This window comes from Arthrobacter sp. STN4, from assembly GCF_024539665.1.
GTDB lineage: Bacteria > Actinomycetota > Actinomycetes > Actinomycetales > Micrococcaceae > Specibacter.
On the sequence record NZ_JAKZGX010000015.1, the window covers coordinates 63,473 to 77,120 of the forward strand.

At 68.1% G+C, this 13,648-nt stretch carries 15 protein-coding genes; 4 read left to right on the forward strand and 11 right to left on the reverse strand.

Annotated elements, in window-relative coordinates:
• The first annotated feature begins 14 nt into the window (after positions 1-14).
• The gene (locus MMF96_RS12200) at positions 15-221 is read left to right on the forward strand and encodes a hypothetical protein (RefSeq protein ID WP_176616704.1); all 207 of its coding nucleotides are present in this window, start codon (positions 15-17) and stop codon (positions 219-221) included.
• Between the two features lie 60 nt (positions 222-281).
• Here the strand turns inward: MMF96_RS12200 and MMF96_RS12205 are convergent, their stop codons facing one another.
• Genes MMF96_RS12205 through MMF96_RS12220 form a run of 4 tightly spaced genes read right to left on the reverse strand, consistent with a single transcriptional unit; the run spans position 282 to position 2,568 of the window.
• Positions 282-899 (reverse strand): HutD family protein, encoded by a 618-nt coding sequence (locus MMF96_RS12205; protein WP_256883687.1) that lies wholly within the window; start codon positions 897-899, stop codon positions 282-284.
• Positions 899-1,132, reverse strand: a complete 234-nt coding sequence (locus tag MMF96_RS12210; protein WP_176616702.1) for a hypothetical protein — start codon at positions 1,130-1,132, stop codon at positions 899-901. Before MMF96_RS12210 ends, MMF96_RS12205 begins: the two co-directional genes overlap by 1 nt.
• A gap of 9 nt (positions 1,133-1,141) precedes the next feature.
• On the reverse strand, positions 1,142-2,167 hold the full coding sequence (locus MMF96_RS12215) for an aldo/keto reductase (RefSeq protein ID WP_256883688.1): 1,026 nt from the start codon (positions 2,165-2,167) through the stop codon (positions 1,142-1,144).
• Positions 2,164-2,568: a YccF domain-containing protein gene (locus MMF96_RS12220; protein WP_256883689.1), complete on the reverse strand. Its 405-nt coding sequence runs from the start codon at positions 2,566-2,568 to the stop codon at positions 2,164-2,166. Before MMF96_RS12220 ends, MMF96_RS12215 begins: the two co-directional genes overlap by 4 nt.
• Positions 2,569-2,707: 139 nt before the next feature.
• On the opposite strand from MMF96_RS12220, the gene MMF96_RS12225 reads away from it, so the two are divergent.
• Positions 2,708-3,283: a hypothetical protein gene (locus tag MMF96_RS12225; protein WP_256883690.1), complete on the forward strand. Its 576-nt coding sequence runs from the start codon at positions 2,708-2,710 to the stop codon at positions 3,281-3,283.
• Positions 3,284-3,289: 6 nt separating this feature from the next.
• The gene (locus tag MMF96_RS12230) at positions 3,290-3,799 is read left to right on the forward strand and encodes a PspA/IM30 family protein (RefSeq protein WP_176616698.1); all 510 of its coding nucleotides are present in this window, start codon (positions 3,290-3,292) and stop codon (positions 3,797-3,799) included.
• Positions 3,800-3,848: 49 nt separating this feature from the next.
• On the opposite strand, the gene MMF96_RS12235 is transcribed toward MMF96_RS12230, so the two are convergent.
• The 7 genes from MMF96_RS12235 to MMF96_RS12265 all read right to left on the reverse strand — a co-directional run bounded on the left by MMF96_RS12235 (position 3,849) and on the right by MMF96_RS12265 (position 10,867).
• Positions 3,849-5,480, reverse strand: coding sequence for an exo-alpha-sialidase (locus MMF96_RS12235; protein ID WP_256883691.1), 1,632 nt, complete (start codon positions 5,478-5,480; stop codon positions 3,849-3,851).
• A gap of 33 nt (positions 5,481-5,513) precedes the next feature.
• On the reverse strand, positions 5,514-6,497 hold the full coding sequence (locus MMF96_RS12240) for an aldo/keto reductase (RefSeq protein WP_256883692.1): 984 nt from the start codon (positions 6,495-6,497) through the stop codon (positions 5,514-5,516).
• Between the two features lie 147 nt (positions 6,498-6,644).
• Positions 6,645-7,304 carry a pentapeptide repeat-containing protein gene (locus tag MMF96_RS12245; protein ID WP_256883693.1) on the reverse strand — a complete coding sequence of 220 codons (660 nt, stop codon included), beginning with the start codon at positions 7,302-7,304 and terminating at the stop codon, positions 6,645-6,647.
• Between the two features lie 34 nt (positions 7,305-7,338).
• Entirely contained in the window at positions 7,339-7,764 is a 426-nt protein-coding gene (locus MMF96_RS12250; protein ID WP_256883694.1) for an ASCH domain-containing protein, read from the reverse strand.
• A gap of 24 nt (positions 7,765-7,788) precedes the next feature.
• Positions 7,789-8,658: a DUF4031 domain-containing protein gene (locus MMF96_RS12255; RefSeq protein ID WP_176616693.1), complete on the reverse strand. Its 870-nt coding sequence runs from the start codon at positions 8,656-8,658 to the stop codon at positions 7,789-7,791.
• Positions 8,659-8,712: 54 nt separating this feature from the next.
• A complete protein-coding gene (locus tag MMF96_RS12260) occupies positions 8,713-9,909 on the reverse strand; it encodes an amidohydrolase family protein (RefSeq protein WP_256883695.1) in 1,197 nt (398 codons plus the stop codon).
• A gap of 190 nt (positions 9,910-10,099) precedes the next feature.
• Positions 10,100-10,867, reverse strand: coding sequence for a MerR family transcriptional regulator (locus MMF96_RS12265; RefSeq protein WP_256883696.1), 768 nt, complete (start codon positions 10,865-10,867; stop codon positions 10,100-10,102).
• 151 nt (positions 10,868-11,018) lie between these two features.
• Here MMF96_RS12265 and clpB point away from each other — a divergent pair, with 151 nt between their 5' ends.
• Positions 11,019-13,637, forward strand: coding sequence for an ATP-dependent chaperone ClpB (gene clpB / locus MMF96_RS12270; RefSeq protein WP_176616690.1), 2,619 nt, complete (start codon positions 11,019-11,021; stop codon positions 13,635-13,637).
• Positions 13,638-13,648: the final 11 nt, after the last annotated feature.

Consider the following 13,648-nt stretch of genomic DNA (forward strand, 5'->3'; position numbering starts at 1 on the left):
CGGGAGCTAGGACCATGGCTGCAGGCGATGTCGAGATTTCAACACTTGTTCCCGAAGGCGAGTGGACGCAGGAGTCCCTGGCCGTCCTGGTGCAGGGCTACGAGCGCAGGATTGCCGAGATGGGTGCGCTGCCCGCCGAAATCAAGACGAACATTGAGCACACCGACCTTGGCGGCGTGAAGATCCGGGTCGTGTGGGAGAAGGGCGCGGCCGCCGGGTAGGCTGCGGGGCCTGGCCCTCAGGTTTGGGCCCTCAGGTTTGGGCGTTCAGTTTTTGGGCGTTCAGCCCGCGGCGGGGTCGATGCTCAACACGGCCAGGAAGCCGCGGCCGGAGAGGTGCGGCATGTTCTTGGCTCCCGCCACGGCGTCGAACCTGCCCAAGGTGTCGGCGACCAGCGTGCCCGAGGGGTTGCCGGCGTCGTCCAGCGATTCCTGGACCACGTCGGCGCTGCCCTGCAGGAGCACGGCAAACTGGCCGTCAAACACGGGGTGCGGGCGCTTCTTGGACAGTTCCAGGATGGTGGCGTAACCCTTGAACACGCCTCGGCGGGTCATCAGGTTCAGGTCCGTGAGCGGGCCCGTGGGCAGGCTGGCGGAGGTGTCCGAGTCGCCGGAGAAACGGAACGGGCGGAACTTTTCCAGGGCCTGTTCGGTGCCGTCGATGCTCAGCGCGATGAGCTCGCCGTCGATGATGGTCAGGATCCGGTCAATGCCGGGGAGCGCCGAAAACGGGCCCGCCTTCCCCACCTCGGCAATGCTGATGCGCCAGTCCCAGGCGTCGCCCTTGGCGCCCGCGCCGAGCGTGGTTGAGCCCGGGGTGCCGGCCGCGAGCTGGCGGGTGACGCCGCCGCCGTTGGCCCAGGGCGCGGGCTTGAGTGAGGCGTAGCGAATGATTTCCACTAGTTTTCGTCCACATCCTTGATGCTGTACACATGCATGCGCTTGGGTTCGGTCTGCCGCCGGCGCGCCTGCCGCTTGTAGTAGGCCCAGGCGCCGGAAATGGCGATTGATATGCCAAAGGCCAGCACGATCTTCAGCGGCAGGGCGAAGCGGGTCAGCGACAGCACCAGGCACATGGCCGCGAAACTGGCGAACTGGACCGTCAGGTCCAGCCAATCGGCTTTTTTACGCATAGGCCAAGTTTACGCGTCCCCGTCCTGCTGTTCCCGCCCCACGGACACCCAGGAGCGGTCCCTGGCACGGAAGCCCACGACCCGTGCCGCGGCCCGGCCCAGGACCTCCAGCTGTGCCGGGGCCAGCTCAAGGGCCAGGGCGCCGAGGTTCTCGTCGATGCGGGCCGCCCGCCGCGTGCCGGGAATTGGCACAACTGTGGCATTGAGGCTCCGTCCCTGGGCGTACAGCCAGGCCAGGGCCACCTGGGCCGGCGTCACTGCCCGGCCCGATGCCGCGGCGAGCTGTTCCGCGACCTGGCGGACGGCGTCGACCACGGACTGGTTGGCGTCCATGGCGTCGACGGCGAAGCGGGGGATTTTGTGCCGGAAGTCGCCGGGACCCAGGTCCTGCGCATGGACGGTGCCGGTGAGGAATCCGCGGCCCAGGGGAGAGTAGGGAACCATTCCCACACCCAGCTCGGCGGCGGCCGGGACCACCTGCGCTTCGACGTCGCGGCTCCAGATGGACCATTCGCTTTGCACGGCCGCAATGGGGTGGACCGCGTGGGCGGCACGGAGTTCGGGGGCGGTGACCTCGGACAGTCCCAGGTGGCGGACCTTGCCGGCCGTGACGAGTTCAGCCATGGCGCCCACGGTTTCCTCGATGGGCACCCGGACGTCCCGGCGGTGCATGTAGTAAAGGTCAATGGTGTCCGTGCCGAGGCGGCGCAGGGATTCGTCGATGGACTGCCGGACATGGGCGGCGTCGCCCCGGATGTCGGAGTACCCCGCCGCCGGGCTGCCCACCAGGGAGAACTTGGTGGCCAGCTGGACCTCGCCGCGCCGGGTCTTGAGCAGTTGGGCGATCAGCTCCTCATTCGAGCCCGCCCCGTAGATGTTCGCGGTGTCGATGAAGGACACGCCGGCGTCCACGGCATGGTGCAGGGTCCGCAGGGCCTCTGCGGGGTCCACCTCGCCGTACACGGGGGTGAGGGCCATGCCGCCGAAGCCCAGGGGGCTCACGTGGAGGTTGTCTCCGAGCAGGATCGTGTTCATGCGCCCCAGCCTAGACGAGTGGCGCTGCCGGTGGGCACAATTTGCTTGCCCAGCGGCATGAGCGAGACGCGGATCAGCTTGAGGTTGGCCATGGCCAGCGGAATCCCGATGATGGTCAGCGCCATGGCAACGGCGGTGGTGACGTGGCCGATGGCGATCCAGATGCCCGCCAGCAGGATCCAGATGACATTGCCCAGGGTGCTGGCCAGGCCGGTGCCGCCGGGCTTGTCCACGACTGTCCGCCCGAACGGCCACAGGGCGTAGCCGGCGATCCGGAAGGAGGCGATCCCCCACGGGATGGTGATGATGAGGGCGCAGCAGATGAGGCCGGCACTAAAGTAGGCGAGGGCCAGCCACAGGCCGCCGAACACCAGCCAGATGACGTTGAGGATTGTCTTCACCGTTTCATTCTTCCCTGTTCCGTCCGCGGCCGCATCAGGGACCACCCTGAGCCGGCCCCTGATCTTTGGCCCAGCCTCCGGTGCTACGCTGATTGGCACCGAAGGTGGGCCCGCTGCACAGGTAAGGAACACAAAAACCATGGATTTTGGCACTGCCGTCCTGATCATCGCCCTGGTGGTGATCGCCGTCGTCCTCGGGGTGGGCATCACGCTGGCGGTGCTCATTTCCCGCGGCGTGCTGGGCCTGGTGAACCGGTCCCGCCCCCGGTACGAGCAGGCCAGGCGCAACGCCCTGAAGGTGCGGGCGCAGGCCACAGGCGGACCCCTGGGCGACGTCATGAAGCAGCGGATCCGGCTCCAGGAATCGCTCGAGGCCACGCAGCGCAGCTTGGCGGTGGCCCAGGGCGCACGCCAGTACACGGGCAACCTCAATTCCATCTTCGGCACGCTCCGGCAGGCAGGCACCGTGCTTGAGAACCAGCTGCTCGTGGCGCAAAGCGAGCCGGACCCGGCCGTGCAGGCCGCCTACGCCAAGACGCTCGGCGGCCACGTGGATCAGGTGGTCCAGACGTCCACCGGCATCCGCAGCGCCCTCGCCGCAGCGGCCGCGCCCATGACCGACGTCGACTTCAAGGACCTCACCCGCACCCTGGAAATTGAAGCCACCATGCTCAAGAAATGGTCCGCCACCTACACGGACCTCGGCGAATCCTGACCGGTGATGGCTGTTTTTGGGCGCCTTGGCTCCGTGTTTCGGCGCACGCCGCCTGCCGGGAAGCACGACGCCGTCCCCTCCGGCGACGGCCAGCTCACCGTGGGTGACGCGCAGCTTAAGCAGCTGGCCGCCCTGGCCCGGATGCGCCGGGGCGTGGCGGATGTGTCCGTCAGCCGGCAGCGCCTGGACCTGCAGGCCGCAGACCTGAAAAAGGCCATGGATGCCCTGGCGCCGCAGGCCGCCGGTGCCGACCCCGGGGCCGCGCAGACTGCCCGCAGCCGGATGGCCATCATGGCCGAACAGCACGGCGACCTGCTCTCACAGCGCGACGCCCTGGCCGCGCAGGAGGAGATGCTCACCGCACAGCTGGTCCAGCTGCAGGCGCGTGTTTCCGGGTTCAACGTCACGGCGGAGACCCTCAAGGCGGCCCAGGCGGCGGCCGAGGCCCGGCACAGCATCGCGCGGTCGCTCAAGGACCTGCACCACCCCGGCCCCCCACCATCCAGGTCGCAGTAGTTACCGGTTTTGCACCATTTTTCGGGGCAAAACCGGTCATAAGTGCGACCTAGTTGAGGTGCGGGGGAGGGGTTTCGGTGACGTCCCCGGTGGTCGCATTGAACGTGAACGACTTGGCAGCCGTTTCGGTGCCGGATTCAAGCGTGAACGCCACCGCTGCCTGCCCGCCGGCGAGCTCCGCCTCCGTCACCGTGTGGTTCGCCGTGAACCCCAGGGCGGCACCTGGTTTCAGTGCGTCCGCCGCCACGTGGCTGCCGTTGATCCGGACCTCGACGCCGGCCGGCACCGTGCCGCGGTTTTCCACCCTGCCGCTGAACGCCAGGACGTCCCCTGCCTTGTAGCCGGGGATGGCGGGGCCGTAATTGAGGTCCTGTGATTCACGGTTGGAGAGGACCTGCGGTGCCTGCTCCGTGTAGCCCTGCCCCACCTCCTTCCAGGCGGAGGGGTCCCAGCTGCCGTCGCCCTGGTCCAGCGCGTGGCTTTCGCCCAGGCTGCGCCACACCTCCGGCCGTGCGGGCGTGACCGAACGCAGCACCACGTCCAAGGCGAGCCGGCCGGCGAAGGAGGTGCCGCCGTCGTGCGTCAGCGCTGCGGCCGGGGAGGCCGTCAGCTCCTTCGGGTCAACGGTGGTGAACACGATTTCCTGGTAGCCCTGGCGTTCATAAAGCACGCCGATCCGGCCGTCCGGGAGACGGGCGGCCGTGGAGTATTCCGAGCTGCCCGGGCAGAGCACGACGGCGTGCGGCCAGCTGGCACCGTTGTCCTGCGAGAGCGTCAGGACGGTGTTGCGGCGGAGCCGGGAATCGTGGTTGTGGGTGGCGATGAGCCAGTGGTCCGTTGCGGGCGTGGCGAGGCCGGGGACGTTGGGCAGGCCGTCGAAGCGGGCCAGCGAGCCGTTGTCGCCGGGGTCCGGCAGCTCCGGGTGCGGCCGGGCGGGCGTGTAGCTGTGCCCGCCGTCGGTGGAGGTGGCCGTGAGCCGGTGCGGGGTGGCGCGCGAATGCAGCAGCAGCGAGCCGTCGGCAAGGCAGGCCACCTTGTTTTCATTGGCGCGTGAGGCGCCGGTGGTGGGGACGAAATCCCCCAGCGTCCACGTGTCCCCGTGGTCATCGGAGTAGGCGCTCGCGGCCTTGATGTCGCCGTGGTGGAGCACCACGAACTGCTGCACCAGGCGGCCCCGTAAGGAGCCGGTGTGGATCTGGATGCCGGCACCGGCGGCGGCAAACAGGCCGGTGATGCCCTCGCGTTTGAGCATGGCGGTGAGGCGGCGGTGTTCCCAGGTGGCGCCGTCGTCGTCGGAGAAGCTCAAGTCCGCATGCTGGATGGCATCCTCGGGTTCCAGCCCCTCTGCGGCCTCGAAAAAGCCGGCGTGCGTCCCGGCGGCATGGAAGAGGAAGATGCGGCCGGTGTGGGTGTCCACGAGCAGGCTCGGATCGCCGAAGCCGGCCAGGCCGGTGCCGGTGCGGACCTTCTGCTGCGGGCCCCAGGTGCGGCCGTTGTCGGTGCTGCGGCGCAGCAGCAGGTCGATCGGGTTGGGGAGGTCGTCGAGGTTGGGACGGCCGTCGTAGGCAGCCAGCAGCGTGCCGCGTGTCGAGACGGCCAGCGCCGGGATGCGGTACTGGCGGTGGCCACCCGTGCCGCGGCGGGCCAGGACGCATTCGCTGGAGGTAGGACGTAGGCTCATATGCCGATTCTAGGCGGCCCGGGGCCGGCGCCGCTATTTGTACAACGTTTTCAGGCCTGCCTCGTCGTAGCGGGTGCCGGCCGTGCCCCCAGCCGGTGCGGCGGCGTCCAGGGCCGCCAGGTCCGCTGCGGAAAGTTCGATGTCAGCGGCCGCGACGTTCTCCTCCAGGTACGTGCGGCGCTTGGTCCCGGGGATGGCGCACACGCCCTGGGCCAGCACCCAGGCCAAGGCAAGCTGGCCTGCCGTGACGCCCTTGTCCGCAGCGAGGGCCTTGATGCGGTCCACCAATTTCAGGTTTGCCGTGAGGTTTTCCGGCGTGAAGCGGGGCATGGCTCGGCGCCAGTCGCCGGCGGGGAGGTCGTCCGGGGTGCTGATCTTGCCGGTCAAAAATCCCCGGCCCAGCGGCGAGTAGGCCACGTAGCCGATGCCCAGTTCGCGCACCGTCTCCAGCACGCCGTTGCCCTCCGGGTCGCGTTCAAAGATGGAATATTCGGTCTGCAGGGCCGTGATGGGGTGGACGGCGTGGGCACGGCGGATGGTGTCCGGGGCCGCCTCGGACAGGCCCAGGAAGCGCACCTTGCCTTCCTCGACGAACTCGGCCATGGCGCCCACGGTCTCCTCGATGGGCGTGTTGGGATCCACCCGGTGCAGGTAGTACAGGTCCACCGCATCGGTGTGGAGGTTTCGCAGGGACCGCTCCAGGGCCTTGCGCGCGTAGGCGGGGCTGCCGTTCACCGGCCCTCGGCCGCCGTCGTCGGTGATTTCGCTGCCGAACTTGGTGGCGAGCGTGAACTCGGCCCGCCGGGCCCCGATGGACTTGGCGATGAGCTGCTCGTTGAGGAACGGCCCGTAAAGCTCGGCGGTGTCGATCAAGGAGACCCCAAGGTCAAGGGCGCGGTTCAGCGTGGCCGAGGATTCGGCGTCGTCCCTGCCTCCGTAAAACGCGCTCATGCCCATGGCGCCCAGCCCTTCGACGGAGACTTCCAGGCCCTGGCTTCCCAATTTCATCGTTTTCACGGTGTTCCTGCCTTCGGTGTGGCTGCCCCGGACGGATGTGTTCCGGGCGGGTGGTTTCATGAGAATGTTCCTGCAGTTGGGACTGTGGGGCAAGGGGTGTCCGGCTGGCAGTCCGCTGGCAGTCCGGGTTGCGGGGCATGGCCCGGTTCAGGCGACGGTGATCCCGAGGTGCGCGGCCAGGATCGGGGCCAGCAGGCCGAGCTGGTACTCGTCGATCGCGGCGCCGGCCAGGGATGCAATGCCGTTCAGGGTGCGGAAGTCGGTGCTGCGCAGGTCCACGTCCTTCAGCGTGGCCTGCTGGATGTCCAGCGTGCCGATGCGGCAGTTTTTCAGGGCCAGGCGGGTGGCGGAGGCGCCGCCCAGGTCCAGTTCGCCGATGATGCAGTCGCTGATTTGGAGGTCGGTGATCTTGGCGGCGCGCAGGTTCAGGAAGTCCAGCTTGCCGCCGTCGATGCGCACATTGGCCCAGGTGCTGTCGTAAAGTTCGGCCGATCCCCAGCGAGGCGTGGTGATCTCCACGTCGCGCCAGCTGGTGCGCGATGCCTTCAGGACCGGCGCGAAGCAGTCCGTGAGGATGGTGTCCCGGAACCTGGTGCCGCGCAGTTCGGCGCCGTCGAACGTGGGGGCGGCAAGCTCGCACTCGAGGAAGTCCGTGGAGCTGAGGTCGGCCCCGTCGAAGGAGGGCCGGCTGAAGTGCCTCCCGTCGTAGGTGCTGCCCGGGCCAAAGAAGGCGTCGGCATTCTCCACCAGGTTGTTCAGCCGGACGGGATCAAGCCGGGGCGGGCGGGGAAGGGGTTTTGATGCCATGGCACAACACTAGCGAGCGGGGGCCGGCGCGGCGCTACGGCAGCCGGGTGATGACGCGGAAGCGCTGCAGCACCAGCAGCGTGGTGTCCGTGACGGTGAATCCGGGTTCGTTGAGGGCCTGCCGCATGTTCGCAGAGTGCCAGAATGCCTCATGGCCCGCGCGCCACTCGGCCACCGTGCTGTACCCCTCGCCTTCGTCCAGGGCATGCTGCAGGTCCACCTCCGCCAGCCGCGCCAGCCGCACACCCGTCACTTCAATGACGGCCACCGGTTTTCCGGCGGAATCGACCACGGCCGACCGGTCGCCGACCCGTGGCAGCGCTTCCCCCGCTGCCCCATACTCACGGACCGTGCCCGTGGTGGAAGTCTTGGAACCGTCGAGAATGGCGGCGACCAGCTGGTCCCGCAAGGGGCCTGGGAAGGCAAATTCGGCATGGGGCAGTTCGTTGGCGTCCGGCATCCAGCCAGCCTACTGCCTGTTTACTTAACTCAATTGCACTATTTCCAGGCGGAGGTTGGACCGTGCCCGTTCGGCCCATAGTTCCCGGCCCCTGGACGTGTGGAAGAGCGGTTCCAGCGCCATAAGCCGGCGTACGACGGCGGCCCGCCCCTTCGTGAAGTCGGCGTCGGGCACGTGGGCGTAGTCCGCCCGGACGGCGGCAACATAGCGGGCGTATGCTTCCGGAAGTCCGCCAAGGACGGCGAGGTCGGCGTCGCACAGGAGGGCGCCGGCGTGGTCCTCCAGGGCGGGGGAGTGTGAGGCGGTCAGGCGGACCAGGCGCGACACCTCCCGGACCTCCGCTGCCGGAAGCAGCCCGTTTAAGCTCGCTTGTGCCAATACCGCCGAGTCCTCCTCGTCCCGCCCGGCCACCCCGTTGTACACGGCGTCGTGGAACCAGGCCGCCAGCGCCACCGTGCGCTGTGGGGCGCCTTCGGTGAGCTGGTCCAGGGCCTCCAGCACGGCCAGGAGGTGGGTGGAGGAGTGGTAGTGCCGGTGGGGTTCGTTCCAGCGGCCGAACAGTTCGGCGCCCAGCCCCGGCTGCCCCGGCAGGAGGGCGTCCCAGCGGTATTGAAGGGCGGTGGCGACCGACCTGCTGCGGTGCCGGGCCTTGACCCGCAGGCCCGATGCGGCAAGGGCCCGGACCAGGTCCTTGCCGGAGACCGGCGTTGCCCCGGCCCGGATGAGGTCGTGGTAGAGGCGCTCAGGGACGTCGTAGTGGTCCAGGTCGAAGGCCCTCTCGGTGATGCCTGCCGCGGCAGCGAACTCGTGGAGCTCGGCCAGGGAGGTGTCGGAGACCAGGTGGGAGAATTCGGTCCCGTGGGCCGGCCAAAACGGCGGATCGATCAAGATCATGGCCCCAGCTTAGGCCTTGCGCGATCATGGCCCCAGCTTAGGCCTTGCGCGCCACTACACCACGCGAACGCCGGCATGGTAGACGGCCGCGACATTGTGAATGTCGGCGATGTTCGCCAGCGGATTGCCCGTGACGGCCAGCAGGTCCGCTTCCCGGCCGGGGGCGATCCGACCAGCCACTCCGGACAGTCCGCAGGCCGCCGCCGCCGTCTGGGTGGCCGCAGCCAACGCGGCTGCCGCCCCAACGCCGGCCCCCGCAAACTGCTCGACGGCGTACGGCAGCACAGTGTGGGGTTTGGCCGGGTTAAGTCCGCTGTCCGGCCCGAGCGTGATCCTGACGCCCCGGTCCGCCATGTCCTTCACGTGGGCGAGTATTCGGGGCGTCAGGCTCTCCATGAGGGGGCTGGCGTGCACGCCGGGCAGCAAGCCTAGGGTGATGGAAACGATCACCCTCGAAGCGGCTATGGCGTCGATGATGCCCGGGTCCGGGTCGATGCCGGTGGCCGTCATGAAGCTGACATGTTCCAAGGTGTCGAACCCGGCTGCCAAGGCGTCGCCGATGCCCCGCCGGCCATGGACGTGGGCCGCCGCCGGAAGTCCGTGAAAGTGTGCCCGGTCCGCCGCGACGCGGAGTTCCTTCAATGAATACTGTGACTCATGGGGGACTGTAGTGGGAGTCATTCGCCCGCCCGTGGCCATGACCTTGATGACGTCGACGCCCCGAAGTGCGTGGTCGTCGACAGCGGCAGTGATGGCTTCAGCGTCGTCGGCCTCGCAACCCAGGAACCAGCAATGCCCGCCAGTGGAAGTGATGGGAGGGCCTGCCGCAACAATACGAGGGCCGGCTGCCGGCTGCTTGGCGGTTTCCTCACGCAGCATGAGGGAGAGGTAGTCCCGGTCGCCAAGGTCGCGGACAGACGTTATGCCGTGGTCCATCATGGCCCGGGCCCTGAGGCGCATGGCGGCCGCGAGGTCCCGGTGCACAGCGGATTGGACGTTGACGGCTGCCGTGTCGCTGGCATCGAAGACCAGGTGGGTGTGGGCGTCGATCAGGCCGGGCAGCAGTGTGGCATCGCCCAACTCGTGGACCGGCATGTGACCTTCCACCCGGGTCCCGCTGGTTTCGATGGCGCTGATGAGGCCCTTGTCCACCACCACCGTCGTCCGGCTGGCGGGCAACAATGCCGCGCCATCAAAAATGCGGCGCGCACGGATCGCGAACCGTTCGGCTGCTGGTTCTGTCCGAGCCATGGTGGTGCGTCCAGTGAGATTGGTGCCGTCTAGCCACACCGGCATGGTGGATCGATCAAGATCATGGAATCAGTTTAGGCCCTTTGGGTGCCGCGGCAGCTTGCAACCGAAGGCTTCGGGGAAACGCCCCGGTTGCAACCGAGGGTCGCGGGAAATCGCCCCGGTTGCAACCGAGCGTTGATGGGTGGGGCTAGAGGTGGTGCTCCGCGTAGAGGGCCAGGGCATCGCGGACGAATGCGGCGCCGGCCGCCCCGCCGTAGTTGGCGCCGAATCTCGGGTCGTCCACGTACATTTCGCCCAAGCCGGCCACGTAGCCGCGCACGTCCGCGCCGGGTGCGGAGGCCGGGGTGCCCGGAACGGCGCGCAGCCACTCGACGTGGCGCCGTGCCAGCTCCTGGGCCGCCGCCGAATCCGCCGGTGCACCGGAGTCAAATGCCGCAATCCAGTCGCGGTTCAGTGCAGCCGCCCGCCCCTTCCAGGCGGCCTGGCCGGCGGCGTCCAACCCCCGCCACCACGAGTCGCTGCGGGCATAGGCATCCTTGCCCCAGCGCTGCTCCACCTCGTCCTTGTAGTGCGTGTGGTCAAAGCCGTCAAACATGGTCTCGGCCATGATGGCCCCTCCTTCGTTCAATGCTGCAATGGTCTTCTCCACGGACGCAATCTGCCCGGCCAGCCTGGCCTGCTCGGCCCGCAGCCAGCTGACATGCGTGGCCAGGGCGGCCGCGGCCGATTCCTGGTGGTCCAGGATGGCGGCAATCGCCGGCAGGCCCAGCCCGAGTTCGCGCAGCAGCAGGATCCGCTGCAGCCGCACCAGCGCGGCCCGGTCATAGTGCCGGTAGCCGTTGGCTGCGGTCCTGCTCGGTGCCAGCAGCCCCACGGAATCGTAGTGCCGCAACGTCCGGCTGGTGACGCCGGCCAAAGCCGCTATCTCGTGGATCGGCCAGTCGTTGACTTCCATGGAACCGACTCTAAAGGTTGACGCAACGTCAAGGTCAAGGGCCAATTTCGCCAAGGAAGAAATACTTGGGGAAACGCACAAAAATGAAGTTGAGCGTACTAGACTCAACTTTGGCAGCATTGAACCAAAACCGCTTGTGAAAGGACCTCTCTTGGACGCCAAATTCACCACTAAGAGCCAGGAGGCTCTTTCCGCAGCAGCCATGAACGCCTCCACCGCCGGAAATCCCACCGTGGAGCCGGCCCATTTGCTCAAGGCCCTCATGGACCAGCGCCAGGGCGTCGCCGTGGCACTCCTGAGGGGCGCCGGCGTCGACCCTGACGTGGTCAGCGTCGCCGCCAGCACCGCCATCCACAACCTGCCGGCGTCGTCCGGCACCTCCGTGGCCCAGGCCCAGCTGGGCCGCAACACGCTGCTTGCGGTGCAGGCGGCGCAGCAGGCTTCCGAGCGCATGGGGGACAGCTATGTCTCCACCGAGCACCTCCTGCTGGGCCTGGCGGACGACGCCGGCGCCACGGGCAAGGCGCTCCGTGAGGCGGGTGCCACCCGGCAGGCGCTCGACGCCGCGCTGCCCACCGTCCGCGGCGACGGCAAGGTCACCAGCCCCGATCCGGAAAACACCTTCAAGGCGCTGGAGCAGTTTGGCACCGACATGACCGCCATTGCCCGGTCCGGCAAGCTGGACCCGGTGATTGGCCGCGACTCCGAGATCCGCCGCGTCATCCAGGTGCTCAGCCGCCGCACCAAGAACAACCCCGTGCTCATCGGCGAGCCCGGCGTGGGCAAGACCGCCGTCGTCGAGGGTCTGGCCCAGCGCATGGTGGCCGGCGACGTGCCCGAGTCCCTGCGCGGGAAAACCCTGGTCAGCCTGGACCTGGCGTCCATGGTGGCCGGCGCGAAGTACCGCGGTGAATTCGAGGAACGCCTCAAGGCCGTGCTGGAGGAAATCAAGTCCTCCGACGGGCAGATCGTGACCTTCATTGACGAAATCCACACCGTGGTGGGGGCCGGTGCCTCCGAAGGGTCCATGGATGCCGGGAACATGCTCAAGCCCATGCTGGCGCGCGGCGAATTGCGCCTGATCGGCGCCACCACGCTGGATGAATACCGGGAGAACATTGAAAAGGACCCCGCCCTGGAGCGCCGCTTCCAGCAGGTGTTCGTGGGTGAGCCCAGCGTCGATGACACGATCGGCATCCTGCGCGGCCTCAAGGAACGCTATGAGGCCCACCACAAGGTGGCCATCGCCGACTCCGCGCTGGTTGCCGCCGCCACTCTGTCCAACCGCTACATTTCCGGCCGGCAGCTGCCGGACAAGGCGATCGACCTGGTGGACGAGGCCGCGTCCCGCCTGCGCATGGAGATCGACTCGGCGCCGGAGGAGATCGACCAGCTCCGCCGCGCCGTCGACCGCCTGACCATGGAGGAGCTCGCCCTCAGCGGCGAGACGGATGAAGCCTCCGTGGAGCGGCTGGAGGCGCTGCGCGCCGACATGGCGGACAAAAAGGAAGAACTTGCCGGGCTCAATGCACGCTGGGAAGCGGAGAAGGCCGGCCTGAACAGGGTCGGCGAGCTGAAGGCACAGCTGGACGAGCGCCGTTCCGTGGCGGAGAAGGCCCAGCGTGACGGCGACCTGGAGCTGGCCTCCCGGATTCTCTACGGCGAACTGCCGGCATTGCAGCACGAGCTGGATGCCGCGGCGGCCGAGGAGGCGACGGAGAAGAAAGACCTGATGGTGGCCGAGGAAGTCACGGCCGACGACATCGCCGAGGTCATTTCCGCCTGGACGGGCATCCCCGCCGGGCGCATGCTGCAGGGCGAAAGCCAGAAGCTGCTGAACATGGAGCAGGTGCTCGGGGCCCGGCTGATCGGCCAGTCGAAGGCGGTCACGGCCGTTTCGGACGCCGTCCGCCGCGCCCGGGCCGGCATCAGCGACCCCGACCGTCCCACCGGTTCCTTCCTCTTCCTGGGGCCCACCGGCGTGGGCAAGACCGAGCTGGCGAAGGCACTAGCGGACTTCCTCTTCGACGACGAACGCGCCATGATCCGCATCGACATGAGCGAATATTCGGAGAAGCACTCCGTCTCCCGGCTGGTCGGTGCCCCTCCCGGATACGTCGGCTACGACGAGGGCGGGCAGTTGACCGAAGCCGTCCGGCGCCGCCCCTACTCCGTGGTGCTGCTGGACGAGGTGGAAAAGGCCCACCCCGAAGTCTTCGACATCCTGCTCCAGGTGTTCGACGACGGACGACTCACCGACGGGCAGGGCCGCACCGTCGACTTCCGCAACGTCATTGTGGTGCTCACCTCCAACCTGGGCTCCCAGTTCCTGGTGGATCCGGCACTGAACGACGACGAGAAGCACAAGGCCGTGATGTCCATTGTGGAGGCGTCATTCAAGCCCGAGTTCCTGAACCGGCTCGATGAAATTGTCATGTTTGACGCCCTGAGCGTGGACGAGCTGTCCCGGATTGTGGAGCTGCAGGTCCAGTCGATGGCCTCACGGCTGGCCGGGCGCCGCCTGACGCTGGAAGTGACCGACTCGGCCAAGGCCTGGCTGGCGCTGACCGGCTACGACCCTGCCTACGGGGCACGGCCGCTGCGCCGGCTGGTCCAGCGGCAGATCGGCGACCGCCTGGCCCGCGAACTGCTGGCCGGGGAGATCGTGGACGGCGACACGGTGCTGGTGGACACGGCCGCGGACTTCGACGAGCTGACCACCGGCGACGTTCCCGCCGGCGAATCGGGGCTGACCGTGCGCCGCAAGTAGCCGGCCCCGGC

Excerpts from the sequence above, each read along its gene's own strand:
- MMF96_RS12200 (WP_176616704.1), top strand. The coding sequence starts at position 15 with ATGGCTGCAGGCGATGTCGAGATTTCAACACTTGTTCCCGAAGGCGAG.
- MMF96_RS12210 (WP_176616702.1), bottom strand. The coding sequence starts at position 1,132 with ATGCGTAAAAAAGCCGATTGGCTGGACCTGACGGTCCAGTTCGCCAGT.
- MMF96_RS12215 (WP_256883688.1), bottom strand. The coding sequence starts at position 2,167 with ATGAACACGATCCTGCTCGGAGACAACCTCCACGTGAGCCCCCTGGGC.
- MMF96_RS12225 (WP_256883690.1), top strand. The coding sequence starts at position 2,708 with ATGGATTTTGGCACTGCCGTCCTGATCATCGCCCTGGTGGTGATCGCC.
- MMF96_RS12230 (WP_176616698.1), top strand. The coding sequence starts at position 3,290 with ATGGCTGTTTTTGGGCGCCTTGGCTCCGTGTTTCGGCGCACGCCGCCT.
- MMF96_RS12235 (WP_256883691.1), bottom strand. The coding sequence starts at position 5,480 with ATGAGCCTACGTCCTACCTCCAGCGAATGCGTCCTGGCCCGCCGCGGC.
- MMF96_RS12245 (WP_256883693.1), bottom strand. The coding sequence starts at position 7,304 with ATGGCATCAAAACCCCTTCCCCGCCCGCCCCGGCTTGATCCCGTCCGG.
- MMF96_RS12250 (WP_256883694.1), bottom strand. The coding sequence starts at position 7,764 with ATGCCGGACGCCAACGAACTGCCCCATGCCGAATTTGCCTTCCCAGGC.
- MMF96_RS12255 (WP_176616693.1), bottom strand. The coding sequence starts at position 8,658 with ATGATCTTGATCGATCCGCCGTTTTGGCCGGCCCACGGGACCGAATTC.
- MMF96_RS12260 (WP_256883695.1), bottom strand. The coding sequence starts at position 9,909 with ATGGCTCGGACAGAACCAGCAGCCGAACGGTTCGCGATCCGTGCGCGC.
- MMF96_RS12265 (WP_256883696.1), bottom strand. The coding sequence starts at position 10,867 with ATGGAAGTCAACGACTGGCCGATCCACGAGATAGCGGCTTTGGCCGGC.